Genomic DNA, 23,713 nt, shown 5'->3' on the forward strand with positions numbered 1-23,713 from the left:
CCCAAACGAAGAAGCCGGAGCTGCCCAGCAGCTCCGGCTTTTTTCATGGCACGGCATCAACTTGTAGGAGCGAGCTTGCTCGCGAACCCGCCCAACGCCAGAGCGGCCGGAAAGTCCGTTCGCGAGCAACCCCGCCCCCACTGGGGACACCCAGCCAAGCACCGCTGGTTAGCGCTCCCCCTTCCAACCGACCTCGCGCAACGCCGCCAGCAGACGCTCGCCGCTCAAGGCCGGCACCAGTATGCCGTCATCGGTGCGCATGTCCTTGCCGGCCAGCAGCACATTGACGATAGCCTCCTCCACCGCCTCCGCCGCGGCGGCGAACAGTGGCGAGATATAGTCGTTGTTGACCATCTCCAGCGCCGTGGCGAACGGCAGGTTCTTGCGCCCGTAGTCCGCCGGCGGCAGGTCGCGGTTGCCGGTGGCGAAGGCAAGGAAGATGTCGCCGCTGGAATCGTCGGTCCCGCCACCAGTCCGGGCGATCCCCAGCGAGGCGCGTTGTGCCAGACGCTGGCACTGGTGCGGCAGCAACGGCGCATCGGTGGCAAGGATCACCACGATGGAGCCCATGCCCGGCGTGCCCTGTTCGGCGAAGGGCGACGGCAGATCGCCCAGCTGGCGCCCCACCGGGTAGCCATCCACCCGCAGTTCGCGGCGCTGGCCATGGTTGGCCTGCACCAGTGCGCCCACGGTCCAGCCACCCTGCTCTGCCGGCAGCTTGCGCGAGGCCGTGCCGATACCACCCTTGAACTCGTGGCAGATCATCCCCGTGCCGCCGCCCACCGGGCCTTCCCGCACCGGGCCGGACTCGGCCGCGGCCAGCGCCTCGCGCACCTGCTCGGCACCGACGTGCTGGCCCCAGATGTCGTTGAGCAGCCCGTCGTAGGTCTCCATCACCACCGGCATGCACCAGTAGATGGACGGATCGGCCAACTCGGCATGCTCGGCGGCGATCAGCGCATCGCGCACCACGCCCACACTGTGAGTATTGGTGATGGCGATGGGCGTGGTCAGCAGGCCCGCCTCGCGAATCCACTCCAGCCCCGTGGCGTCGCCATTGCCGTTGAGCACATGGCAGCCGGCAAAACAGGGTTGCTGGCGTGCCGCACCCTCGCGCGGCTGGACCACCGTGACCCCGGTGCGTACGGCGCGACCATCGCGCTCGCCGATCAGGGTGCTGTGGCCGACGCGGATGCCGGGAACGTCGGTGATGGCGTTGAACTCGCCGGGCGTGCCCAGGCCGAGGGTGATGCCGAGTTGACGAGCGCGCATGCTGTCTCCTTGGTTGTCGAGCAGGGTTTCAGAGCTTCTGAAAGGCCGGGCTGAGCTTGCCGTAGGTGCTGTAGAGAATCACCGACACGGCCAGTATCCCGACAATGATCATGATGTCCCGCGAGGAAGCGTCCATCAGCAGATTGAGCAACAGATAGCCGGCGCCGACCACGGCCAGCATCGCCGGCAACGGCCACAGCGGCATGCGGTACGGGTGCTCGCGATCGCGGCGCAGCACGCGGCTGAACAGCGCGCAGAGCGCCACCACCAGGTAGACCATCACCAGCAGCAGCACGGTGAAGGAGGTCAGCTCCTCCAGGTTCGAGCTGAAGCTCAGCGCCGCCGAGGGCACGCCAAGGAACAGCGTGGCGATCCACGGCGACTCCCAGCGCGGATGGATGCGAGTGAAGGCGCGGTTCATCAGCGGCGTCCACAACTCGTCGCGGCCGCTGCTGAAGATCACCCGGCCGACCTGGATGACGATGGCGACGATGGCGTTGAACACCGAGAGGAAAATGCCGGCGCTGACCAGCCGCGACAGCGTTTCATTGCCGTGGGCGGTGAGCAGATAGCCGACCGGATCGGGGCTGGCGATCATGTCTTTCAGCGAAGGCGCGCCCAGCAGCAGCGCGGTCAACGGGACGATCTCGATCACCACCACCAGCACCAGCGACCAGATCACTGCGCGGTGCACATTGCGCCCGCCGCACTTCATGTCCTCGGCCAGCAGCACCGCGCCGCCGAAGCCGTTGTAGGAGAACAGCGCGGTACCCACGGCGCCGATCACCAGCGCCCAGGGCGCGGCGGCCAGTATCCCGCCGTCGATGTGCTGCGGCTGCACCAGTACGCTCACCGGCTGGCTGACATGGCCGAAGCCGAGTACCACGATCACCAGCAGCGCCGCCACTTCGCAGAGCAGGAACACGCCGGTGATCCAGGCGTTCACGCGGATATTCAGGATGCCCAGCACGTAGCTGGCGGCGACTATCACCAGGGCCACGGTCTGGGTGTCGAAGTTCGTCCCCAGAGCGTTGTTGAGGTAGGTCGCCGCGCCCGTCGCCAGTACCGGCGGGATGAACAGCAGCGAGACCAGCACGGTGAGGAAGGTGGCGTAGCCGGCAAGGCCGCCGAACACGCGCTTGGCATAGACATACTCGCCGCCGGCAGAGCTGTGGGCCCGGCCCAGCTCGGCATAACACCAGGCGAACATCAGGGCCAGGAACCCGGCGAAGACGAACGCCAGGAAGGCCCCGCTGCCGGCCTGCTGGATGGCGAAGGGAGCGATGACGAAAACGGAGCTGGCGGGGGTGACCGCCGAGACGGTGATGGCGACTACGTCGAGCACGCCCAGGCTGGGCTTGAGCGCGCTCGCTGGCGCAGGGGAAGCGCTCATATCGTTGTTTCCTCGTGTTGTTATTGGTGGCTGAGGCAGGAACGAAGACCTTGTCGCGCCCTCTGAGCGGGGCGCTGCGTGGGATGCAGTCTGGGCATGGCGAGTGGGGCGGCCAATCACCATTTGGGGTTACGCCCCCTTGACGGCGACGGGTTAAAAGGAGGAAACCGTGGGCCGACTCCTCCGCCCCTCTCAGAGAATCCCCTCGGATGCACAACCTGTTCCGCGAAGTCGGCATGCACGCCAACCTCGGCCGCGCCATCGAGCAGATCGGCCAGCCGCGCTTCTGGAAGCAACTGGTCCTGCTGCTGCACCAGTGGTTGCCGTTCGATAACGCCCTGGCGATGTTCTACCCGGCCAGCGGCACTCCGGTGGCGCTGGAGGAATACGATGCCGAGCCCACCGCCGGGCCAGCGGCCATGGCCATCTACCTGGACGGTCTCTACCAGCTCGACCCGTTCTACCAGGCCTGCCGCGAGGGCGTGCCCAGCGGGTTGTACCGGCTGGAGGAAATCTCCCCGGACCAGTTCCGCCAGAGCGAGTACTTCCTCAGCTACTTCCACGACAACGTGCTGGAGGACGAGGTGCAGTTCATCCTGCAGCTGCCCGGCCAGGGCGCGCTGTCGCTTTCACTGGGTATGCGCCGGCTGTTCGATGGCGAGCAGACCGGCCTGCTGGCGATGCTCTGCCCCTGGGTGCTGGCCTTGATGCAGCAGCACTGGCAGCAACGCAGCCAGCGCCTGTTGCCGGGCGCCAGCGACGGCGTGGCGGTGCAGGTACGTGACGCCCTTAGCCACTTCGGCGCGGGTGTGCTCTCCGAACGCGAACTGGAGATCGCCCGGCTGATCCTGCGGGGTTACTCCTCCAAGGCCATGGCCGAGCGCCTGGCGATCTCCCCGGAGACCATCAAGGTCCACCGTCGCCACCTCTACAACAAGCTCGACATCTCCTCGCAGCCGGAGCTGTTTTCGCTGTTCCTGCAGTCGCTGGGCCACGACCCGCAGAACCCCTGAGCGTGCCTTGAACACCAGCCGCCATCCGCGCTGCTGATGCCGGACCATTCGCGCGCGCCGGGACACCCCGCTGGCGCTGCACGGACACTACCGCGTGCCCGTCAGGCTTCTAGACTGGATCGGTGCCATCCAGACACGCCACGACAATCACAAGAGAGCACAGCCTGATGAACGCACGCGCCAACTTCACCCATATGGAAGACAGCACCGCCGAGGACTGGGCGATCATCGCCAAGGACTTCGGCCAGTACGCCGCGCTTCTGCCCGACCGGATCATGACCCACCTGCGCCTGCTCGACGGCGACTTCGGCGGCTTTCCGGTGGACCGCCTGACCCACTCGCTGCAGACCGCCACCCTGGCCCACCGCGACGGTCGCGACGAGGAATACGTGGTCTGCGCCCTGCTCCACGACATCGGCGACACCCTCGGCTCGTTCAACCACGCTGACATCGCCGCGGCCATCCTCAAGCCCTTCGTCAGCGAAGAGAACCTGTGGATGATCGAGAAGCACGCGATCTTCCAGGGCTATTACTTCTTCCATCACCTGGGCCTGGACAGGCACCTGCGCGAGCAGTTCAAGGACCATCCGCAGTTCGAGCGGACCATCGAATTCTGCGCGCGCTACGACGCCGCCGCCTTCGATCCGGACGGTGAGGTGCTGCCGCTGGAGTACTTCGAACCCATGCTGCGCCGGGTCTTCGCCCAGCCGCGCCGCTCGATCTACCAGAAGCCCGACGGCAGCATGGCCTGAGGGTCCCGAAGCGACCGGCGGTCCGCGACGAGCAGTCGCTAGCCGCCGCTGGCTCCGGGGTAGCGCATGGAATAAGATTCCCAAAATTCAGACGCGTAATTGGCCACAAGCCCACACGCATTAGGGAAGTTTCCTGCGCATGAAGCCTAACGTTCTCGAGCGATCCAGTAGTCCGCTCTCCCCCACTCCTCTGCGCGAATACCATTCCCGCGTGCTGGCCTATATCGCCATCGCCGCGACCATCACCGCCGGCACCTTCGCCAAGTACTTCGGCTACGACATCCTCTGGATGATCCCGTACGCCCTGCTCTACCCGCACCTGGCCCAGCAGGTCAGCCGCCGCTTCAAGCGCGACAATCCGCAACGTACCCGCCTGGTGCTGCTGTTCATCGACGCCCTGCACGCCGGCATCGCCACTACGCTGCTGGGGTTCTCCGAGGTACCCAGCCTGATGCTGGTGCTGATCCTCGCCTTCTCCGCGCTGATCATCGGCGGCCTGCGTTCGCTGGGCCTGGCATTGCTGGTGGCGCTGAGCGCCGCAGTACTCAGCGCCGCGCTGATCGCCCCGGCCTACAAGGGCCAGACGCCGAGCATCGTCGCGCTGGTCAGCGTGCTGTTCTCGACCCTGTACATCTGCATCACCGCCTTCTTTGTGCACCAGCAGGGCCTGCGCCTGGCCCAGGCCCGCTCGGACATCACCCTGGAGCAGGAAAAGGCCGCGCGCCTGGCCAGCAACCTGGCCAAGTACCTGTCGCCGCAGGTGTGGGAATCGATCTTCAGCGGCAAGCGCACGGTGCGCCTGGAAACCCAGCGCAAGAAGCTCACGGTGTTCTTCTCCGACATCAAGGGCTTCACCGAGCTGTCCGAGGAACTGGAAGCCGAAGCCCTCACCGACATGCTCAACAACTACCTCAACGAGATGTCGAAGATCGCCCTGAAGTACGGCGGCACCATCGACAAGTTCGTCGGCGACTGCGTGATGGTGTTCTTCGGCGACCCGGCCACTCAGGGCGCGAAGAAAGACGCCGTGGCCGCCGTGTCCATGGCCGTGGCCATGCGCAAGCACATGAAGGTCATGCGCCAGCAATGGCGCGCCCAGGGCATCACCAAGCCGCTGGAAGTGCGCATGGGCCTGAACACCGGCTACTGCACCGTGGGCAACTTCGGCGCCGACACGCGCATGGACTACACCATCATCGGCCGCGAAGTGAACCTCGCCAGCCGCCTGGAAAGCGCGGCCGAAGCCGGCGAGATCCTCATCAGCCACGAGACCTACTCGCTGGTGAAGGACGTGCTGATGTGCCGCGACAAGGGGCAGATCGCCGTGAAGGGCTTCAGCAAGCCGGTGCAGATCTACCAGGTGGTCGACTTCCGCCGCGACCTGGGCTCCAACCCCAGCTTTGTCGAGCACGAGGTGCCGGGCTTCTCCATGTACCTGGACACCAACAACGTGCAGAACTACGACAAGGAACGGGTCATCCAGGCGCTGCAGCAGGCGGCGGAGAAGCTCAAGGACAAGATCATTCTCTGATTCCTTTCCGCTTCTTCAGCGCATGCTTCTGCGTGCGCCTTTCTCGTTGATGCACACCCTCCCCGCTGGCGGCCGGCCAATCGCGGGCAGAGTCCGCTCCTACGCGCGCCGGCGGTTCCCGTGCAAAGCCCAGCATCCCCTGCACACGGCCAAGGCACAGCTGTAGGAGCGAGCTTGCTCGCGAACCCGCCCAGCTCCGGAGCGGCCGGGAAACCGTTCGCGAGCAAGCTCGCTCCTACAAAAACGCGCAGCCCACGCTAACCACTCGCCCATAAAAAAGCCCGCTCAATCGAGCGGGCTGGAAAGGCTCCGGTGCTTCACGTTCACCGGGCCGAATTGCTCTTTGAAAAGCGCGTCAGGACGGCTGCAGCTCCGCGGAGTTGCCCGGGCCGGCGGCCAGTTCTGCGGACAGGGTCTTCTCGTCCAGCTGCTTGCACCACTTGGCGACCACGATGGTGGCGACACCGTTGCCGACCAGGTTGGTCAGCGCGCGGGCTTCGGACATGAAGCGGTCGATACCCAGGATCAGCGCCAGGCCCGCGACCGGCAGGTGGCCGACAGCGGACAGGGTGGCAGCCAGCACGATGAAGCCCGAACCGGTGACACCGGCGGCGCCCTTGGAGGCGATCAGCAGCACGACCAGCAGGGTGAGCTGGTGGGTGATGTCCATCGGGGTGTCAGTGGCCTGGGCGATGAACACGGCGGCCATGGTCAGGTAGATCGAGGTGCCATCGAGGTTGAACGAGTAGCCGGTCGGGATCACCAGGCCGACGACGCTCTTGTCGGCGCCCAGCTTCTCCATCTTGGCGATCATGCGCGGCAGGGCCGATTCGGAGGACGAGGTGCCCAGCACGATCAGCAATTCTTCGCGGATGTAGGAGATGAAGCGCAGGATGCTGAAACCGTGGGCGCGGGCAATGCCACCCAGCACGATCAGCACGAACAGCAGGCAGGTGATGTAGAAGCACAGCATCAGCTGGCCCAGCTGTACCAGCGAGCCGAGGCCGTAGGCACCGATGGTGAAGGCCATGGCACCGAAGGCACCGATGGGAGCGACCTTCATGATCACGTTGATGATGTTGAACATCACGTGGGTGATGCGATCGATGAACTCGAACACCGGCTTGCCGTAGTCACCCAGGCGGTGCAGCGCGTAACCGAACAGCACGGAGAAGAACAGTACCTGCAGGATGTCACCGTTGGCGAAGGCGCCGACCACGGTGCTCGGGATGACGTTCATGAAGAAGTCGATGGTGCTCTGCTTCTCGCCCGAAGCGATGAAGCCGGTCAGCGCCGCGTTCTTGTTCATTTCGGCGGTCAGCGTGGCGACGTCGGCGTGCATGCCGGCGCCCGGCTGGACGACGTTGACCACGACCAGGCCGATGATCAGCGCAACGGTGGAAACGATTTCGAAGTACAGCAGCGCCATGCCGCCCGTCTTCCCCACGGCCTTCATGCTCTGCATGCCGGCGATGCCGGTGACCACGGTGCAGAAGATGATCGGCGCGATGGCCATCTTGATCAGTTTGACGAAGCCATCGCCCAGCGGCTTCATCAGTTTGGCGGTGTCGGGGTAGAAGTGGCCGAGTGCGATACCGATGGCGATGGCGATCAGTACCTGCACATACAGGCTTTTGTAGAAGGGTTGCTTGGTCATGGCAGCTCTGTCCTCTGGGCCTGCGCTCCCGGGGAGGCGCAAGACCGAACGCGTTATCTCCCTGCAATGGGAGAATTTGTTTTCAGGGCATGCCAGACGGCAGGCCTTGCTCGCCTATCGCAAGTGCTGTGCCAGACCTTTAAAAAATATGTAACCCCTTTAAATTCAACGGCTTCCGTAAAAAGGCAGGGCACGGAAGGCGCCGAATATGGCGGAAACCCGCCTCCTCGCTGGCGGGTTTCCCGCCCTCTGGCGGGTATCCGCCACGGCCTTCGTACCGTAGATTGTAGAACTCCGATCAGGTTCGATCGGGTTTGCCGCACTGTTCTTTCGGACATGCGGACAGAACAACAAGGACCGCTCATGCGTGAACGCACCATTGCCAGCCATTTCGTCCGCGCCGCCGTCCAAGGCGCCCAGCGCAAGGGGCTCGACGTCCAGGCGCTGCTGCGCGACGCCGGCATCGTCCCGGCCATCCTCGAGGAACCTCGCGCACGGATCGATCCCGAGCAGTTCAGCCGCCTGATGCAGACCCTCTGGGAAGCGCTGGACGACGAATACATGGGCTTCGGCAGCCTGCCGAGCAAGCGCGGCACCTTCGCCATGATGTGCAACGCGATCATCCACTGCCGCACGCTGGAGAAGGCGCTGGGCCGCGGCTCGCTGTTCTACGGGTTGTTTCCCGAGGCGCCGCGGATCGAGCTAGTGCGCGACGGCGACCGCGCCCGGCTGACCCTGGACGAGACCCACCTGCGCGACCCGGACCACTTCCTCACCGAGAGCCTGCTGCTGATCTGGCACCGCCTGGCCAGTTGGTTGATCGGCCAGCGCATCCGCCTGGAGGAAGCCACCTTCAGCTACCCGCCGCCCGAGCACCAGGCCGAGTACGACCTGCTGTTCCCCTGCCCTCGCCGCTTCGCCGCCGCCAGCACCAGCCTGCTGTTGCAGGCACGCTACCTGGACATGCCGCTGCTGCAGGACGAGCGCACGCTCAAGCACTTCCTCAAAGATTCACCCGCCGACCTGCTGGCCCGCCCTGACGGCGGCGACAGCCTTACCAGCCAGATCCGCCGCCTGCTCGGCCGCGACTGCCGCCGCTGGCCGGACCTGGAGCAGGTCGCCGCGCAACTGCACATGAGCCCGCAGACCCTGCGCCGGCATCTGCGGGAAGAAGGGCCGAACTTCCAGGAATTGAAGGACCAGCTGCGCCGCGACCTGGCGATCTACTACCTGGGCCGCGACGAGCACTCCATCCAGGACATCGCCGACCAGCTCGGTTTCTCCGAGCCATCGGCGTTCCACCGGGCGTTCAAGAAATGGACGGGGCTGACGCCCGGTGCGTATCGGGCGCAGCAGGGGGAGTAGTAGTGCCGTTGCCTGTGGGATCTCGCGGCTGTGGCCCTTGTAGGAGCGGACTCCGTCCGCGATGGCATCCGGTATGCAGCGAACTCATCGCGGACAAAGTCCGCTCCTACGCAAATGCAGGATTCAAGCCGGCAGGCGAATCCGGAAGCAAGCGCCGCCCAGCGCGGAATCCTCCAGCGCCAGCTCGCCGTCGTAGCTGTCGATGATGTCCTTGACCACCGCCGTGCCGATGCCCTGGCCGGGGTGCTGGGTATCCAGGCGCTCGCCGCGCTTGAGGATGCGCTCGCGCTGGCTGGCGGGAACTCCGGGGCCGTCGTCCTCGATGATCAGTTCGAACATCCGGCCCTCCTTGCGCGCGCTGACCTTCACCGTGGTCAGGCACAGGCGATAGGCGTTCTCCAGCAGGTTGCCGAGCATCTCCAGCAGCGCGCCCTTTTCCAGCGGCAGGGAAAAGCCCGGCGGGATATCCCGCGCAAGCTTCACCCGCTTGTCGCGGTAGACCTTGTCCAGCGCGCCGCCGATGGTGTCCAGCAGCGGATCGAGGGCCGCGCGGTGGCGGATCAGGCCGCTCTTGCGCAGGGTCGCGCGCTGCAACTGGTAGCCGATCTGCTGGCTCATGCGCTCGATCTGGGTCTGCAGCACCTGCACCTGCTCGCGGTTCTGCGGCTGGTCGGCGAGGGTTTCGCTGACGCCCTGCAGTACCGCCAGCGGCGTCTTCAGGCTGTGGGCGAGGTCGCCCAGGGAATTGCGGTAGCGCTCGCGCTGGGCACGTTCGCTTTCCAGCAGGCGGTTGACCGAGTCGGTCAGGCGCAGCATCTCGGCAGGATGATCATCGCTCAGGCTCTCGCGATCACCGGCCTCGATCTGGTCCAGCTCCGAGCGCAGCCCGCGCATGGAGCGAAAGCCCCAGCCCAGGCCGAGCCAGAGCAGGCCCAGCAGCAACAGAAGCGCGCCGCCGAGCCAGAGGTAGAGCTGGTCGCGGAAGCCACTGACCAGTTCGCGGAATTCGCTCTCCGGCTGCATGGTGACGATGCTGTAGGCAGCACGCTTGCCGCCGAGCAGGTCGATCTCCACGTCGTAGACGAAGAACTCCTGGCCAGAGGCATCGCGGATGCGGGTGAACTCGTCGATCATGCCGTCGTACTTGGGCGAGTAGTCAACGCTCTCGTCCTGGGCCGAGGTGGAGCGCCACACCAGCTTGCCGGACTGGTCATAGATGAAGCCCAGCAACTTGGATTCGGGAAGGTTGAAGTCTTCCACCGGCAGGTGCTCGGGCATGCTCAGGACATTGCCTTCGATACGCGCCGAAGACACCAGGGTCGCCACGTCCGCCGCCAGGCGTTGCTGGATGGCATTCTCCAGGGCGATGCTGAACGCACGCTGGAGAGCCGGCAGCAACGCGGCCATGAACAGCACGGCGAGAATCGCCGCACCGATCATCAGCCGCAGGCGCAGCGAGCGGATCATTTACACAGCTCGTTGAAGATGTAGCCCTGGCCGCGCACGGTATCGATCGGCTTGAAGCCCGCTGCGCTCTCCAGCTTGCGGCGCAGGCGCCCGACCAGTACCTCGATGACGTTCGGGTCGCGCTCGTCGTCGTCCGGGTAGAGCTGCTCGATCAGGCGCTCCTTGGCGACCACCTGCTGATGATGGCGCATGAGGTATTCGAGGATGCGGTACTCGAAGGCGGTCAGCTGCAGCGATTCGCCGTTGACCAGTGCCTGCTTGCGGTTGATGTCCAGCAGCAGCGGGCCGGCCTCGATGCTCGACTGGGCGAAGCCGCTGGAGCGGCGCAGCAGTGCGTTCAGGCGGGCCTCCAGTTCTTCGAACTGGAAGGGCTTGACCACGTAGTCGTCGGCGCCGGCGGCCAGGCCTTCGACCTTGTCCTGCCAGTTGCCGCGAGCGGTGAGGATGAGTATGGGGAAGGTCTTGCCCTGGCTGCGGAATTCGCGGATCAGGTCCAGGCCGCTCATGCCGGGCAGCCCAAGGTCGATCATCGCCAGGTCGTGATGGTATTCGCTGGCGCGGTACAGCGCCTCTTCGGCGTTGGCGACGGCATCGACCACGTGGCCTTGCTCGCCAAGCCGGGTGTACAGGTGATGGCGCAACAGCGCCTCGTCTTCCACCACCAGCAGTTTCATGCGCTTGCTCCCTGTGTCAGGCAACCGGGCCTCGCGGGGCCCGGTTGCGGTACCGGTCAGAACTTGTAGTTGGCGCCCAGGTAGAACTGGGAGCTGCTGTGCAGGTCAAGGGATCCCACCTTGCCGCCGCCGTGCGGGCTCATCTCGGTACTCGCGTTGGTACGCAGGTAACGGTAGCCACCTTCGAGCGATGCGTTCTTGCCGACCTCCTGGAGAATACCGGCTTGCGCACCGATGGCGTAACCCACGTCGCTGTCGCGGCTGTAGCCCTTGGAGTCCTGCTCCAGCTTGACCAGGCCGGCGGTGCCGCCGCCGAACAGCTTGGTGCCCTGGTCGCCCAGCGGCAGGAAGGCGTCGTAGCTGCCGAGCAGGTTCTGCTGACGCAGCTTCAGGCCGTTCTCGGTGTCGGAGACGTTTTCATAGGTGACGTAGTAGCGGCCCTGCTCCATCTGCTGGCCGGCGCGCACGCCCCAGGTGCCGCTGTTGTTGATCACGCTGTCGAACTTCGGGTTGCCGAGGTTGCGGTTCAGCGCATCGGATTTCTGGATGTTGTTGCTGGTTTCGCCCCAGGTCATGCCGACGAAGGTGTCGGCGGCGCTGGCGGCTGTAGCGGCGACACTGGCACCGAGGATGGCGCTGGCGAGGGCGATTTTCTTCAGAGTTTTCATGGGGATTCTCCCGTCAGAGGTCAGTAGTGTGTTGACGGGGAGAAGGTTACGAGGAGGGCTCTGAACGAAACCTGTCAGGGCGCTGAACCATCGCTGAACGAATGCGCTGTATGAAAAAAGAATAACGCTCGTAGGCTTTTGCCCACACACAGCGCAGGGACTAGGCTCATTCCCAGTCGTTGGCGGGAGGCTGACCAAATGACTGAAGAGACCGGACCCGGCACGGACAAAGGCAAGGAAACCCGGCTGTTCCTGTTCCTCGTGATCTGCCTGTTCCCTCTGCTCTCCGTAGCCATCGTCGGTGGCTATGGCTTTATCGTGTGGATGTACCAACTGGTGGTGGGGCCCCCCGGCCCGCCGTCCTAGGGGCGCCATGATGCTCGCCCGACGCGCCTTGCTGCGGCGCCTGGGCGGTGCGCCTGAAGTACGTCGCCCGCCATGGACTGCCACCGCCAGCGAATTTCTCGAAGGCTGCACACGCTGCAATGCCTGCATCGACGCTTGCCCCGAGCAAGTGTTGCGCATCGGCGACGGCGGCTATCCGCAGCTGGACTTCACCAACGCCGGCTGCAGCCTGTGCGGCGCCTGCGCGCGCACCTGCGAAGCCGAGGTGTTCGACCTGAGCCGCGAGGCGTTTCCCTGGCGCGCGCAGATCGACGACCACTGCCTGGCCCGCGCCGGCATCCACTGCCGCAGCTGCGACGACGCCTGCGAACCGCGCGCCATCCGCTTCCGCCCGCAACTCGGCGGGCCATCCCTGCCCACCCTCGACCCGACCCTGTGCACAGGCTGCGGCGCCTGCGTCTCGCCCTGCCCCGGCAACGCCATCCACCTGAACCGTGAGGCCCACCATGCCTGAGACCCAGATGCCCGAGAGCATCCAGATCGCCAGCCTGATCGTGCACACGCGCCCCGAGCTGCTCGAGGCGGTGAAGGCCAACCTGCTGCGCCTGCCGAACCTGGAAGTCCATCAGCAAAGCGCCCAGGGAAAGCTGGTCGTGCTGCTCGAAGCCGAGCATGAGGCGAGCATCCTCGACAACCTCAATGCCATCCAGAACCTGCCCGGCGTTCTCAACGCGGTGCTGATCTACCACGAGGTCGTCGAGTCGCCGGAAGCCCCGCAGATCGAGCCCCAACCCGAACTGGCCCAGGCCGGAGGTGCAAGATGAACCTGACCCGCCGCCAGTTCGCCAAGGCCAATGCCGCCGCCATTGCCGCGGCCGCCGCCGGCCTGCCGATCCTGAGCTCCGCCAGCAACCTGGTCACCGAGGCGGACATGACCCGCCTGGACTGGAACAAGGCGCCGTGCCGCTTCTGCGGCACCGGCTGCAGCGTGATGGTCGCCACCCGCGACAACAAGGTGGTCGCCACCCACGGCGACATCAAGGCCGAGGTCAACCGCGGGATCAACTGCGTGAAGGGCTACTTCCTGTCCAAGATCATGTACGGCAGCGATCGCCTGACGCGGCCGTTGCTGCGCATGAAGGACGGCAAGTTCGACAAGCAGGGCGAATTCCAGCCGATCAGCTGGGACGCCGCCTTCGACATCATGGCCGAGAAGTTCAAGGCCGCACTCAAGGCCAAGGGCCCCACCTCGGTGGGCATGTTCGGCTCCGGGCAATGGACAGTCTGGGAAGGCTACGCCGCCAACAAGCTGTTCAAGGCCGGCCTGCGCAGCAACAACATCGACCCCAACGCGCGGCACTGCATGGCCTCGGCGGTGATGGGCTTCATGCGCAGCTTCGGCATGGACGAGCCGATGGGCTGCTACGACGACATCGAGGCCACCGATACCTTCGTGCTCTGGGGCTCGAACATGGCCGAGATGCACCCGGTGCTCTGGTCGCGGGTCACCGACCGCCGCCTGAGCGCAGGGCAGGTCAAGGTGGCCGTGCTGTCGACCTTCGAGCACCGCAGCTTCGACCTGGCCGATATTCCCATGGTGTTCAAGCCGCAGACCGACCTGTACATCCTCAACTACATCGCCAACCACATCATCGAAAGCGGTGCGGTCAACCGCGATTTCGTCGACAAGCACACCCGCTTCGCCCACGGCGCCGAGGACATCGGCTACGGCCTGCGCCCGGACAACCCGCTGGAGAAGAAGGCGAAGAACGCAGACAAGGCCAACACCTGGACCGACATCGGCTTCGACGAATTCGCTGCCTTCGTCAAACCCTACACGCTGGAGCGCACCGCCAAGGAAACCGGCGTGCCGGCCGAACGCCTGAAGGCCCTCGCCGAGCTGTATGCCGACCCGAAACGCAAGGTGGTGTCGTTCTGGACCATGGGCTTCAACCAGCACACCCGCGGGGTCTGGGCGAACAACCTGATCTACAACATCCACCTGCTCACCGGGAAGATCAGCGAGCCGGGCAACAGCCCCTTCTCGCTCACCGGCCAACCCTCGGCCTGCGGCACCGCGCGCGAGGTCGGCACCTTCTCTCACCGCTTGCCGGCGGACCTGGTGGTGACCAATCCGAAGCACCGTGAAACCGCCGAGAAGATCTGGAAAGTGCCCGCCGGCACCATCCAGGAAAAAATCGGCTTCCACGCCGTGCAGCAGAGCCGGATGCTCAAGGACGGCGTGCTCAACGTCTACTGGACCCAGGTCTGCAACAACATGCACGCCGGGCCGAACATCATGCAGGAAGTGCTGCCGGGCTGGCGCAACCCGGAAAACTTCGTGATCGTCTCCGACGTCTACCCGACCGTCTCGGCACAGGCAGCGGACCTGATCCTGCCCAGCGCCATGTGGGTGGAGAAGGAAGGCGCTTTCGGCAATGCCGAGCGCCGCACGCAGTTCTGGCACCAGTTGGTGAAGGCGCCGGGCGAGGCGAAATCCGATCTCTGGCAGTTGGTCGAGTTCTCCAAGCGCTTCACCACCGACGAAGTCTGGCCCGCCGAACTGCTGGCGAAGGCGCCGCAACTCAAGGGCAAGACGCTCTACGAGGTGCTGTACAAGAACGGCCAGGTGGACGCGTACGAGAACGACGAGATCACCAAGGGCTTCGAGAATGACGAGGCCAAGGCCTTCGGCTTCTACATCCAGAAGGGGCTGTTCGAGGAGTACGCCAGCTTCGGCCGTGGGCACGGCCACGACCTCGCACCCTTCGACGCCTATCACGAGGCGCGCGGCCTGCGCTGGCCGGTGGTCAACGGCAAGGAGACCCGCTGGCGCTACCGCGAGGGCTACGACCCCTACGTCACCGCTGGCAGCGGCGTGCAGTTCTACGGCTACCCGGACAAGAAGGCGATCATCTTCGCCCTGCCCTACGAGCCGCCGGCCGAGGCCCCGGACAAGGAATATCCCTTCTGGCTCTCCACCGGCCGCGTGCTCGAACACTGGCACACCGGCTCGATGACCCAGCGCGTGCCGGAGCTCTACAAGGCGGTGCCCGACGCCGTGGTGTACATGCACCCCGACGATGCGCGCGAGCTGAAGATGCGCCGGGGCAGCGAGGTGAAGGTGATCAGCCGGCGTGGCGAGATTCGCGCGCGCATAGAGACCCGCGGGCGCAACAAGCCGCCGCAGGGACTGGTGTTCGTGCCTTTCTTCGATGCCAACAAGCTGATCAACAAGGTCACGCTGGACGCCACCGACCCGATCTCCAAGCAGACCGACTACAAGAAGTGCGCGGTGCGCATCGAACTGGTCAGCCTGGCCTGAGGAACGCGCGATGAAACCGATACTGCCCGCCCTGCTCCTGCTGCTCTTCGCCCTTCCGGCGCTGGCTGCCGACGTCAACTACCCGCTGGACGCCCCGGCCCCGGATGGCCGCCGCCCCGGCGGCACCATCGCCGAAGACCGCCCGGCGCCACCGCTCGCCGCTGACGAGAACAAGGACATCCGCCGCGAACGCGCCTACCCCGAACAGCCGCCGACCATCCCACACACCATCGCCGGCTACCGCATCGACACCAACTCCAACAAGTGCCTGTCGTGCCACAGCCGCGCCAACAGCGCGCGGGTGCAGGCGCCGATGATCAGCATCACCCACTACATGGATCGCGACGGCCAGGCGCTGGCGGCCGTGGCACCCCGGAGATACTTCTGCGTGCAGTGCCACGTGCCGCAGAAGGATGTGCAACCGCTGGTGGGCAACACCTTCGAGGACATCGACAAGATCCTCCAGCGCGACGCGGCCGCCGGGAAGTCCGCCAGCAACGACGACGGCACATCCACCGGCAACCCCTGAGGAGGCGCCATGAAAGCACTATTCGCCTGGCTCAAGGGTTACTGGGTCGTCCTGCGCCGGCCCAGCGTGCATTACAGCCTGGGCTTCCTGACACTGGCCGGGTTCATCGCCGGAATCATCTTCTGGGGCGGCTTCAACACCGCGCTGGAGGCCACCAACTCCGAGCAGTTCTGCACCTCCTGCCACGAGATGCGCGACAACGTCTTCGCCGAACTCAAGGACACCATCCACTACAGCAACCGTTCCGGTGTGCGCGCTACCTGCCCGGACTGCCACGTGCCGCACAAGTGGACCGACAAGATCGCCCGCAAGATGCAGGCCTCCAAGGAGGTCTGGGGCAAGATATTCGGCACCATCAACACGCGGGAGAAATTCCTCGATCACCGCCGCGAACTGGCCGAACACGAATGGGCACGCCTGAAGGCCAACGACTCACTGGAATGCCGCAACTGCCACAACTTCCAGTTCATGGACTTCACCCGCCAGAGCCAGCGCGCCCGACAGATGCACTCCACCGCCCTGGCCTCGGGCGAGGCCACCTGCATCGATTGCCACAAGGGCATCGCCCACCACCTGCCGGACATGACGGGGGTGAAGGGTTGGGATTGAGTGTTGCCTGAAAACCAATCGCGGACGGATTCCGCTGCTACGAGATAGTTCTGTGCCCAGGTCGGCCCTCACCCTAGCCCTCTCCCAGAGGGAGAGGGGACCGTTCGGAGCAGGATAGAACCATAGCTTCAGCCGGCACAGACGGCTCCCTCTCCCCTGGGGAGAGGGTTGGGGTGAGGGGAATGCGCTGGCACGGGCTGGCCTGAAAAAGACAGCTGCTTCTACGAAACCTGATACCCGCGTAGGAGCGGACTCCGTCCGCGATTGACCTTCAGGCGGCGCCAGGCCCACCGGTTCGCGAGCAAGCTCGCTCCTACAGCCGGGTCCCGGAATCGCACTCGGGCTCTTCGTAGGAGCGAGCTTGCTCGCGAACCTGCCTCCGGAACAAAAGAAAAGCCCCGGCCAATACCGGGGCTTCACTTGACTCAGAAGGGATCAATCAACCGCCCTTCAGCGCCTTCAGAATCTTCTGCCCCGCACGCCCATCTGCCGGCGTCAGGCCCAGCTTGTTCTGCTCCTGCTGGATCGCCTTGCGCGTCACGTCGCCGATCATGCCGTCCGCCTGGCCGATGTCGTAGCCGCGCTGGATCAGCAGCTCCTGCAGCTCCTTGCGCTGCGCCCGGCTCAGCCCAGGATCGTCGGTCGGCCAGGGCGTGCGCAGGCCCTGCTCACCGCGCAGTCGATCAGACAGCAGGGCGATGGCCAGCGCATAGCTTTCCGCCGCATTGTAGGAATAGATCGCGTCATAGTTGCGCAGCACCAGGAAAGCCGGCCCGTTGGCACCGGCCGGCAGCAGGATCGCCGCCTTGGAGTCGACGCTGGGGATCGGCTGGCCGTCGATGCGCTTCACGCCACGGCTGGTCCAGTCGGACAGCGCCCGGCGCTTGGTGCGCCCGGCCAGGGAGGCATCGAACCCCGCAGGCAACTTCACCTCGTAGCCCCAGGGCTGGCCCTCGCGCCAACCGGCCTTGCGCAAGTAGTTGGCGGTGGACGCCAGGGCGTCGGCGGTGCTGCCCACCAGGTCGCGGTGTCCGTCGCCGTCGAAGTCCTCGGCGATGCGCGCGTAGGTTGACGGCATGAACTGCGTCTGGCCAAAGGCGCCAGCCCAGGAACCGGTGATGCCGCTGTCGCGGATATCGCCCTGTTGCAGCAGCTTGAGCGTGGCAATGAACTCGCCCTGGAAGAACGCCTGGCGCCGCCCATAGCAGGACAGCGTCGACAGCGAGACCAGCAGCGGCCGCTTGCCGGTGATGCGGCCGTAGTCGCTCTCCACGCCCCACACGGCCACCACCGTGGCCGGGTCGACCTGGTAGCGTGCGGCGACCTTGCGCAGCAGGTCGGCGTGCTCGGCCATGCGCGCCTTGCCGTCGGCGACACGCTGGTCGTCCACCAGCCCGGCCAGGTAATCCCAGATCGGCGTGGTGAACTCTGGTTGTGCATCGAGCAATGGCAGCACGGTCATGTCCGGCTGCAGGCCCTGGGTGAACTGCGCAAAACTGGCGGCACTGACGCCCTTGGCCTGGGCAGCGCCCTGCAGGCGGTTCAGGCAGGAGCCGAAATCGTCGCCCGGCGCGGCCTGCGCCAGTGCCGCCGGCAGCAGCAGGGACAAGGCCAGGGAGGCGCGACGCGCGATGGAGGAAGTCTTCATTGGTGTCGAATGCTCAGATCGGTGAAGGTGGCGCGCCCGCCCTCGCTGGCGGGCCCGCGATTGTCCTGCAGGTAAAGGCCTGCCTTGAAGTACAGACCCTGATAGGCCCATTTCGTATCCAGTTGCTGACTGACCTGGCCATCCTGGACCTGCACGCTCAGCACCCCGCTGCTGGACACGCCCAGCCGGTAGGTAAAGGTATCGCCCAGGGGAATGCCGTCATAGACGGTATAGGTGCGCGTGGTGATGTCATCCGGCCGATCGCGAACCAGCGCCTGTACCCGCGCCTTGTCCAGGCGCTGCTGGTAGACCAGCTTGACCAGCGGCAGGGCCTCGGCGCTGCCGCTGCCATTGCTGTGGATCTGCCCGATCACCATGCGCCGGCTGGAAGGCACGGCCTCCACGCGCAGGGTGGCGACCATCTGGTTCTCCGCCAACGGGTAGCGCCAAGTCACCAGGCGGCCATCCGGCCTGGTCTCGCGCAGTTCGGTACGGGGATATTCGCTGCCGCTGGTATGGGCGCCGTTCACCGGCACCCAGAACTCCACGCCATCGGCGCTGCGGCGAAAATACGGGCTCTCGTAATCACGGCCGAGTTTCGCCGTGGAAATGGTCGCGGCCGGGCCGCGTTGGGGAATGGTCAGATTCCAGGTGCTCAGGTCCAACATCGGCCTATCGCTTCGCGGGTCAGGACATGGGCGCAAGGGTAGACGAGGCTGTCGGGTTTTTCACTTGTCCAGGCTTCTATCTTCCGGCCTGCAACCGCGCCCTTGAGCGGCTGCGCGCATAGCACACGGGCGTTTTCCGCGTCAGCGGCTATCTTCAATGTTCCCCGCTCAGGAGTCTCGCCATGCGCCTGCTCACCGCCCTGCTGCTGTTCGCCTTCGCGGCCAGCGCTTCCGCCGCGATCAAGACCCAGGAAATTCCCTACGAATCCACTGACGGCACGAAGATGATCGGCTACTTCGCCTACGACGATGCCAAATCCGGCATCCGCCCCGGCGTCATCGTCGTCCATGAGTTCTGGGGCCTGAACGACTACGCGAAAAGCCGCGCCCGGCAGCTCGCCGAATTGGGCTACAGCGCGCTGGCCATCGACATGTACGGCAACGGCAAGCACACCGACCACCCCAATGATGCCAAGGCCTTCATGGCCGAGGCGCTGAAGAACGCCGACGCGGCCAAGGCACGCTTCCAGGCCGGGCTGGAACTGCTGAAGAAGCAGCCTCAGACCGACCCGAGCAAGATCGCCGCAATCGGCTATTGCTTCGGCGGCAAGGTGGTGCTGGACATGGCTCGCGCCGGCCTGCCACTGGCCGGCGTGGCCAGCTTCCACGGCGTGCTGGCGACCCAGGCGCCAGCACAGCCGGGGGCGATCAAGGCGAAGATACTGGTCGAGCATGGCGGTGCCGATACGCTGGTGCCCGCCGAGAGCGTGGCCGCGTTCAAGACCGAGATGGACAACGCCAAGGCCGATTACAAGCTGGTGGTCCAGCCCGGCGCCAAGCACAGCTTCACCAGCCCGGACGCCGACAAGCACAAGGGCCATGGCCTGGACGTGGGCTACGACAAGACTGCCGACCAGAAGTCCTGGGCGGACCTGCAGGCCTTCTTCAAGGAAATCTTCGACGTGAAGCCCGAGGGCGCGTAAAAACGCCGGGCAATAAAAAACGGGAGCCCATTCGGGCTCCCGCACTCAATCAAGTGTCTAAGGTCAGAGCCCACCGTGGCGGCACTCCAACAACAACCTCACCTGCGTCCCCTTGGGAACGCGGGGCGCAGTGTGTCAAAGCTTGTCGGATGAATCCGTACGCCTTTGGTGAAGGTTTGCAAACGAATGTAAGTGCCGCGTGACTGGTGGGCCACGTTCTGGCGCGGCAGAATGTTCCCATGACCGCCCTTCCCGACTTCTGCACCCCACTCGACGCCGACTGGCCGCTGCCCACCCCCCTGGCCGGCTGCCAGTTGCGCAGCACCCGCTTCGACCGCCAGCGCCTGCAAAGCGGTGACTTCGCCCTCAGCCGCGTCGAGGCGCCGGCCAATATCCAGCGTTCCGTGGCCAAGCGTCAGGCCGAGTACCTGGCCGGCCGCCTCTGCGCCCGTGAAGCGTTGCTGGCCGCAGGCAGCGAGGCCTGGGTACCCGGTACGGATGAAGAGCGAGCGCCGGTCTGGCCGGCAGGCTTCTGTGGCTCGATCACCCACGGCGATGGTTGGGCCGCGGCAATAGTCGCCCGTGACAGCCACTGGCGCGGGCTCGGACTGGACGTGGAAAACCGCCTGGAAACCACGCGAGCGGAGCGACTGGCCGCGGAAATCCTGACGCCCGACGAACTGGCGCGCCTCGACCCGCAGCAGGCGGCACTGCAGGTCACCCTCACCTTTTCCCTCAAGGAAAGCCTGTTCAAGGCGCTCTTCCCGCTGGTGCGCAAGCGTTTCTACTTCGAGCACGCCGAGCTGCTGAGCTGGTCCGCCGGCGGCCACGCACGCCTGCGGCTGCTCACCGACCTCTCGGCGGAATGGCACCACGGCAAGGAGATCGATGGCCAGTTCAGCCTGTTCGATGGGCGCCTGCTGAGCCTGGTGGCCATTCCTTCGATCGAGGGCAGCGTGTGATCGCTGCGACTGACAGACACACCTGAAAGTCTTGACTTAAAAGTCAGAATTTGGCGTCATGCACGCCGCCCAGGCGTTCCCGTACCTCATTTTCTCCTCAGATTTTGCCTTCAGAGGAATCGTCAGCAGGTCAAGCGGTATATAGAATCGTATACAGCCAAACGGCAACGTCTGGTTCTTGGGGTCCCCACAAAAAGAAATGACCATCGGAGCAAACGTAATGACCAGAAACACCCTGGCGCTCGCCATTGCGGCCAGCTCGCTCGGCCTCATCGCGCAATCGGCACACGCCGGCGGCTTCATCGAAGACAGCAAGGCCAGCCTGACCCTGCGCAACTTCTACATCAACACCGACAACCGCAACGGCACGGCCTCGCCCAGCAAGCAGGAAGAATGGGGCCAGGGCTTCATGCTCAACTATTCCTCGGGCTTCACCCAGGGCACCGTCGGCTTCGGCGTCGACGCCCTCGGCCTGCTCGGCGTGCGCCTGGACGGTGGCGGCAAGGCCGGCAAGGCCGGCATCGATCGCCAGCCCGGCACCATCTTCCCGCTGGAAAGCGATGGCAGCGCCGTCGACGAATTCAGCAGTCTGGGCATGACCGCCAAGGCGAAGATCTCCAAGACCGAATTCCGCTACGGCACCCTGCAGCCCAAGCTGCCGGTGGTGGTCTACAACGACGCCCGCCTGCTGCCGATGACCTACGAAGGTGGCCAGGTCACCTCCACCGACATCGACAACCTGACCCTGACCGGCGGCCAGCTGACCCACACCAAGGGCCGCAACTCCACCGACTGGCGCAGCATGTCCATCGCCGGCGCCAACGGCAGCTCTGCCAGCTCCCGCGACAGCAACAAGTTCTACTTCGCCGGTGGCGACTACAAGGCGACCAAGAACCTGACGCTGTCTTACTACTACGGCGAGCTGGACAACTTCTACAAGCAGAACTACCTCGGCCTCGTCCACAACTGGGGCATCGGCCCGGGCACCCTGAAATCGGACATCCGCGTGTTCATCAGCGACTCCGATGGCAAGAACGGCAGCGCCTCCGGCCGTGCCGACGGTTATGTCAGCAGCGGCTACTACGGCGGCAACAGCCTCAAGGGCGAAGTGGACAACAACGTCTACAGCGGCATGTTCACCTACGCCCTGGGCGGCCACAGCATCGGCGCCGGCTACCAGGTGCTGACCGGCGACAGCGACTTCCCCTACCTGAACCGCGGCGATGGCGAAGGCACCAGCACCTACCTGATCTCCGACGCCCAGCTGCTGAAGTTCAACCGCGCCGGCGAGCGCACCTGGATCGGTCGCTATGCCTACGACTTCGCCGACCTCGGCGTACCGGGCCTGACCTTCAGCGTGCTCTACCTGAACGCCGACAACATCGACACCAAGCAAGGCGACAAGGGCGAGTGGGAACGCGATATCGCCCTGGGCTACGTGGTCCCGGAAGGCACCTTCAAGGGCCTGGGCCTGGCCTGGAAAAACGCCGCCATGCGCAGTGGCCTGCCGGCAGCCTCCACCCCGGGCGTGCCCAGCCAGCGTGACCAGGACGAGAACCGCCTGATCGTCAGCTACACCATCCCGCTGCTGTAAGGCGCGGAATGAAACAAGAAGGGCGGCCAGTGGCCGCCCTTTTTCTTTCTGTAGGAGCGAGCTTGCTCGCGAACCTTCGTCGCACCAGAGCCTTCCTCTGCCGCGGCTGTTCGCGAGCAAGCTCGCTCCTACGAAGAGCAGTACCGCATGCAGGTCAGGCCAGCAGGGCCACCGACTTGATCTGTGCCCAAACCGCCTGCCCGGCATGCAGGCCGAGTTGATCTTGGGAATAGCGGGTGATCCGCGCCAGCAGCGGCGTGCCGGCCACGTCCAGCTTCACCAGCCGATGCGCCGGATTGTCCGTCGGCACGATCTCGACCACGGTCGCCGGCAACACGTTGAGGATGCTGCTGTGAGCCGCCGGCTCCAGGCTCAGGCTGACGTCCCGCGCCTGTACCTTGATGCGCAACGCCCGGCCCTTTTCCATCGGTGAATGGGCCAGCCGAATGCGCTGCTCGCACCGCGGCAGGGAAACCGAGAGCAAGCCGTAATCGGCATCGTGGGAAACCACGTGGCCATCGATCACCACCCCGGCATCTTCCAGATGGGAAATCGGCAGATCAGTACGCGCCAGGGTTTCCATCACCGGGCCGCTGGCAATCGCCTTGCCCTGGTCCAGCAACACCAGGTGATCGGCCAGCCGCGCCACTTCATCCGGCGAGTGGCTGACGTAGAGGATCGGGATATCCAGTTCGTCGTGCAGGCGTTCCAGGTACGGCAGGATTTCCGCCTTGCGCTTGAGGTCCAGCGCCGCCAATGGCTCATCCATCAGCAGCAGGCGCGGGCTGGTAAGCAGCGCGCGCGCCATGCCGACGCGCTGACGTTCGCCACCGGACAAGTGTCCCGGCATGCGCTCCAGCAGATGGCTGATGCCCAGCAGCTCGGTGGCCTGTTTCAGCTCCACGCGATGCTGGTCGCGCGGCACGCGCTTCATCCCGTAGGTGAGGTTGCGCTTCACCGACAGATGCTCGAACAGGTTGGCATCCTGGAACACGTAACCCAGCGCGCGCTTGTGCGGCGGCAGGAACACGCCGCTTGCGCTGTCCTGCCAGATCTCGCCATTCACCACCAGCCGGCCGAGCGGCGCGCGCTCCAGGCCCGCCACGCAGCGCAGGCAGGTAGTCTTGCCGGAACCGGAATGGCCGAACAGTGCAGTCACGCCCTTGCCCGGCAACTGCAGGTCGACGTCCAGGCTGAAGCCCGAATAGGCGATCTGGAACCGGGCTTCGATGGCGCGCACGGGAATATCCTGCTGCAT

Annotated in this window: 22 protein-coding genes; 13 read left to right on the forward strand and 9 right to left on the reverse strand. The window is 65.2% G+C overall.

From position 1 onward, the window contains the following. Nucleotides 1-168: 168 nt before the first annotated feature. Both G4G71_RS23440 and G4G71_RS23445 read right to left on the reverse strand, forming a co-directional pair. Complete coding sequence (locus G4G71_RS23440; protein WP_169940564.1) at nucleotides 169-1,272, reverse strand: DmpA family aminopeptidase; 1,104 nt, start codon at nucleotides 1,270-1,272, stop codon at nucleotides 169-171. Between the two features lie 28 nt (nucleotides 1,273-1,300). Then, on the reverse strand, nucleotides 1,301-2,665 hold the full coding sequence (locus G4G71_RS23445) for an APC family permease (protein ID WP_169940566.1): 1,365 nt from the start codon (nucleotides 2,663-2,665) through the stop codon (nucleotides 1,301-1,303). Nucleotides 2,666-2,874: 209 nt separating this feature from the next. On the opposite strand from G4G71_RS23445, the gene G4G71_RS23450 reads away from it, so the two are divergent. The 3 genes from G4G71_RS23450 to G4G71_RS23460 all read left to right on the forward strand — a co-directional run bounded on the left by G4G71_RS23450 (nucleotide 2,875) and on the right by G4G71_RS23460 (nucleotide 5,961). Continuing rightward, nucleotides 2,875-3,678, forward strand: a complete 804-nt coding sequence (locus G4G71_RS23450; RefSeq protein WP_024763140.1) for a helix-turn-helix transcriptional regulator — start codon at nucleotides 2,875-2,877, stop codon at nucleotides 3,676-3,678. A gap of 167 nt (nucleotides 3,679-3,845) precedes the next feature. After that, complete coding sequence (locus tag G4G71_RS23455; protein WP_169940567.1) at nucleotides 3,846-4,430, forward strand: HD domain-containing protein; 585 nt, start codon at nucleotides 3,846-3,848, stop codon at nucleotides 4,428-4,430. A 139-nt stretch (nucleotides 4,431-4,569) separates the two neighbouring features. After that, complete coding sequence (locus G4G71_RS23460; protein WP_169940570.1) at nucleotides 4,570-5,961, forward strand: adenylate/guanylate cyclase domain-containing protein; 1,392 nt, start codon at nucleotides 4,570-4,572, stop codon at nucleotides 5,959-5,961. Nucleotides 5,962-6,316: 355 nt separating this feature from the next. On the opposite strand, the gene G4G71_RS23465 is transcribed toward G4G71_RS23460, so the two are convergent. Next, nucleotides 6,317-7,618, reverse strand: a complete 1,302-nt coding sequence (locus G4G71_RS23465) for a dicarboxylate/amino acid:cation symporter (RefSeq protein WP_138526068.1) — start codon at nucleotides 7,616-7,618, stop codon at nucleotides 6,317-6,319. Between the two features lie 363 nt (nucleotides 7,619-7,981). Between G4G71_RS23465 and G4G71_RS23470 the strand changes: the two genes are divergently transcribed. Continuing rightward, nucleotides 7,982-8,983, forward strand: a complete 1,002-nt coding sequence (locus G4G71_RS23470; RefSeq protein ID WP_169940572.1) for an AraC family transcriptional regulator — start codon at nucleotides 7,982-7,984, stop codon at nucleotides 8,981-8,983. 123 nt (nucleotides 8,984-9,106) lie between these two features. Here G4G71_RS23470 and G4G71_RS23475 read toward each other — a convergent pair whose 3' ends face one another. Genes G4G71_RS23475 through G4G71_RS23485 form a run of 3 tightly spaced genes read right to left on the reverse strand, consistent with a single transcriptional unit; the run spans nucleotide 9,107 to nucleotide 11,792 of the window. Continuing rightward, a complete protein-coding gene (locus G4G71_RS23475; RefSeq protein WP_169940574.1) occupies nucleotides 9,107-10,450 on the reverse strand; it encodes an ATP-binding protein in 1,344 nt (447 codons plus the stop codon). Further along, nucleotides 10,447-11,124: a response regulator gene (locus tag G4G71_RS23480; protein ID WP_169940576.1), complete on the reverse strand. Its 678-nt coding sequence runs from the start codon at nucleotides 11,122-11,124 to the stop codon at nucleotides 10,447-10,449. The genes G4G71_RS23475 and G4G71_RS23480 overlap by 4 nt, the downstream gene beginning before the upstream one ends. A gap of 56 nt (nucleotides 11,125-11,180) precedes the next feature. Further along, on the reverse strand, nucleotides 11,181-11,792 hold the full coding sequence (locus G4G71_RS23485) for an outer membrane beta-barrel protein (protein ID WP_169940578.1): 612 nt from the start codon (nucleotides 11,790-11,792) through the stop codon (nucleotides 11,181-11,183). 198 nt (nucleotides 11,793-11,990) lie between these two features. Here G4G71_RS23485 and napE point away from each other — a divergent pair, with 198 nt between their 5' ends. From napE to G4G71_RS23515, 6 genes are read left to right on the forward strand one after another with little or no spacing between them, the layout of a single operon-like run. Then, on the forward strand, nucleotides 11,991-12,158 hold the full coding sequence (gene napE, locus G4G71_RS23490; RefSeq protein WP_169940580.1) for a periplasmic nitrate reductase, NapE protein: 168 nt from the start codon (nucleotides 11,991-11,993) through the stop codon (nucleotides 12,156-12,158). 10 nt (nucleotides 12,159-12,168) lie between these two features. Beyond that, nucleotides 12,169-12,651 carry a ferredoxin-type protein NapF gene (gene napF, locus G4G71_RS23495; protein WP_169940581.1) on the forward strand — a complete coding sequence of 161 codons (483 nt, stop codon included), beginning with the start codon at nucleotides 12,169-12,171 and terminating at the stop codon, nucleotides 12,649-12,651. A 7-nt stretch (nucleotides 12,652-12,658) separates the two neighbouring features. Beyond that, entirely contained in the window at nucleotides 12,659-12,961 is a 303-nt protein-coding gene (locus G4G71_RS23500) for a chaperone NapD (protein ID WP_169942765.1), read from the forward strand. Beyond that, entirely contained in the window at nucleotides 12,958-15,462 is a 2,505-nt protein-coding gene (gene napA / locus G4G71_RS23505; RefSeq protein WP_169940583.1) for a nitrate reductase catalytic subunit NapA, read from the forward strand. Before G4G71_RS23500 ends, napA begins: the two co-directional genes overlap by 4 nt. A gap of 10 nt (nucleotides 15,463-15,472) precedes the next feature. Then, nucleotides 15,473-15,991, forward strand: a complete 519-nt coding sequence (locus tag G4G71_RS23510) for a nitrate reductase cytochrome c-type subunit (protein WP_169940585.1) — start codon at nucleotides 15,473-15,475, stop codon at nucleotides 15,989-15,991. 9 nt (nucleotides 15,992-16,000) lie between these two features. Further along, on the forward strand, nucleotides 16,001-16,600 hold the full coding sequence (locus G4G71_RS23515) for a cytochrome c3 family protein (RefSeq protein WP_169940587.1): 600 nt from the start codon (nucleotides 16,001-16,003) through the stop codon (nucleotides 16,598-16,600). Between the two features lie 439 nt (nucleotides 16,601-17,039). On the opposite strand, the gene G4G71_RS23520 is transcribed toward G4G71_RS23515, so the two are convergent. Then, nucleotides 17,040-18,248 carry a lytic murein transglycosylase gene (locus tag G4G71_RS23520; protein WP_169940589.1) on the reverse strand — a complete coding sequence of 403 codons (1,209 nt, stop codon included), beginning with the start codon at nucleotides 18,246-18,248 and terminating at the stop codon, nucleotides 17,040-17,042. Continuing rightward, nucleotides 18,245-18,916 carry a polysaccharide lyase family 7 protein gene (locus tag G4G71_RS23525; protein ID WP_024763127.1) on the reverse strand — a complete coding sequence of 224 codons (672 nt, stop codon included), beginning with the start codon at nucleotides 18,914-18,916 and terminating at the stop codon, nucleotides 18,245-18,247. Before G4G71_RS23525 ends, G4G71_RS23520 begins: the two co-directional genes overlap by 4 nt. 182 nt (nucleotides 18,917-19,098) lie before the next feature. Between G4G71_RS23525 and G4G71_RS23530 the strand changes: the two genes are divergently transcribed. The 3 genes from G4G71_RS23530 (at nucleotide 19,099) to G4G71_RS23540 (ending at nucleotide 22,455) form a co-directional block, all read left to right on the forward strand. Continuing rightward, the gene (locus tag G4G71_RS23530) at nucleotides 19,099-19,899 is read left to right on the forward strand and encodes a dienelactone hydrolase family protein (RefSeq protein WP_169940591.1); all 801 of its coding nucleotides are present in this window, start codon (nucleotides 19,099-19,101) and stop codon (nucleotides 19,897-19,899) included. 239 nt (nucleotides 19,900-20,138) lie between these two features. Further along, a complete protein-coding gene (locus tag G4G71_RS23535) occupies nucleotides 20,139-20,861 on the forward strand; it encodes a 4'-phosphopantetheinyl transferase family protein (RefSeq protein WP_169940593.1) in 723 nt (240 codons plus the stop codon). 220 nt (nucleotides 20,862-21,081) lie between these two features. Then, nucleotides 21,082-22,455 carry an OprD family porin gene (locus G4G71_RS23540; RefSeq protein WP_169940594.1) on the forward strand — a complete coding sequence of 458 codons (1,374 nt, stop codon included), beginning with the start codon at nucleotides 21,082-21,084 and terminating at the stop codon, nucleotides 22,453-22,455. A 154-nt stretch (nucleotides 22,456-22,609) separates the two neighbouring features. Here the strand turns inward: G4G71_RS23540 and modC are convergent, their stop codons facing one another. After that, nucleotides 22,610-23,713, reverse strand: coding sequence for a molybdenum ABC transporter ATP-binding protein (modC, locus tag G4G71_RS23545; protein WP_169940596.1), 1,104 nt, complete (start codon nucleotides 23,711-23,713; stop codon nucleotides 22,610-22,612).

It is taken from the genome of Pseudomonas multiresinivorans (genome assembly GCF_012971725.1).
Lineage (GTDB): Bacteria > Pseudomonadota > Gammaproteobacteria > Pseudomonadales > Pseudomonadaceae > Pseudomonas > Pseudomonas multiresinivorans.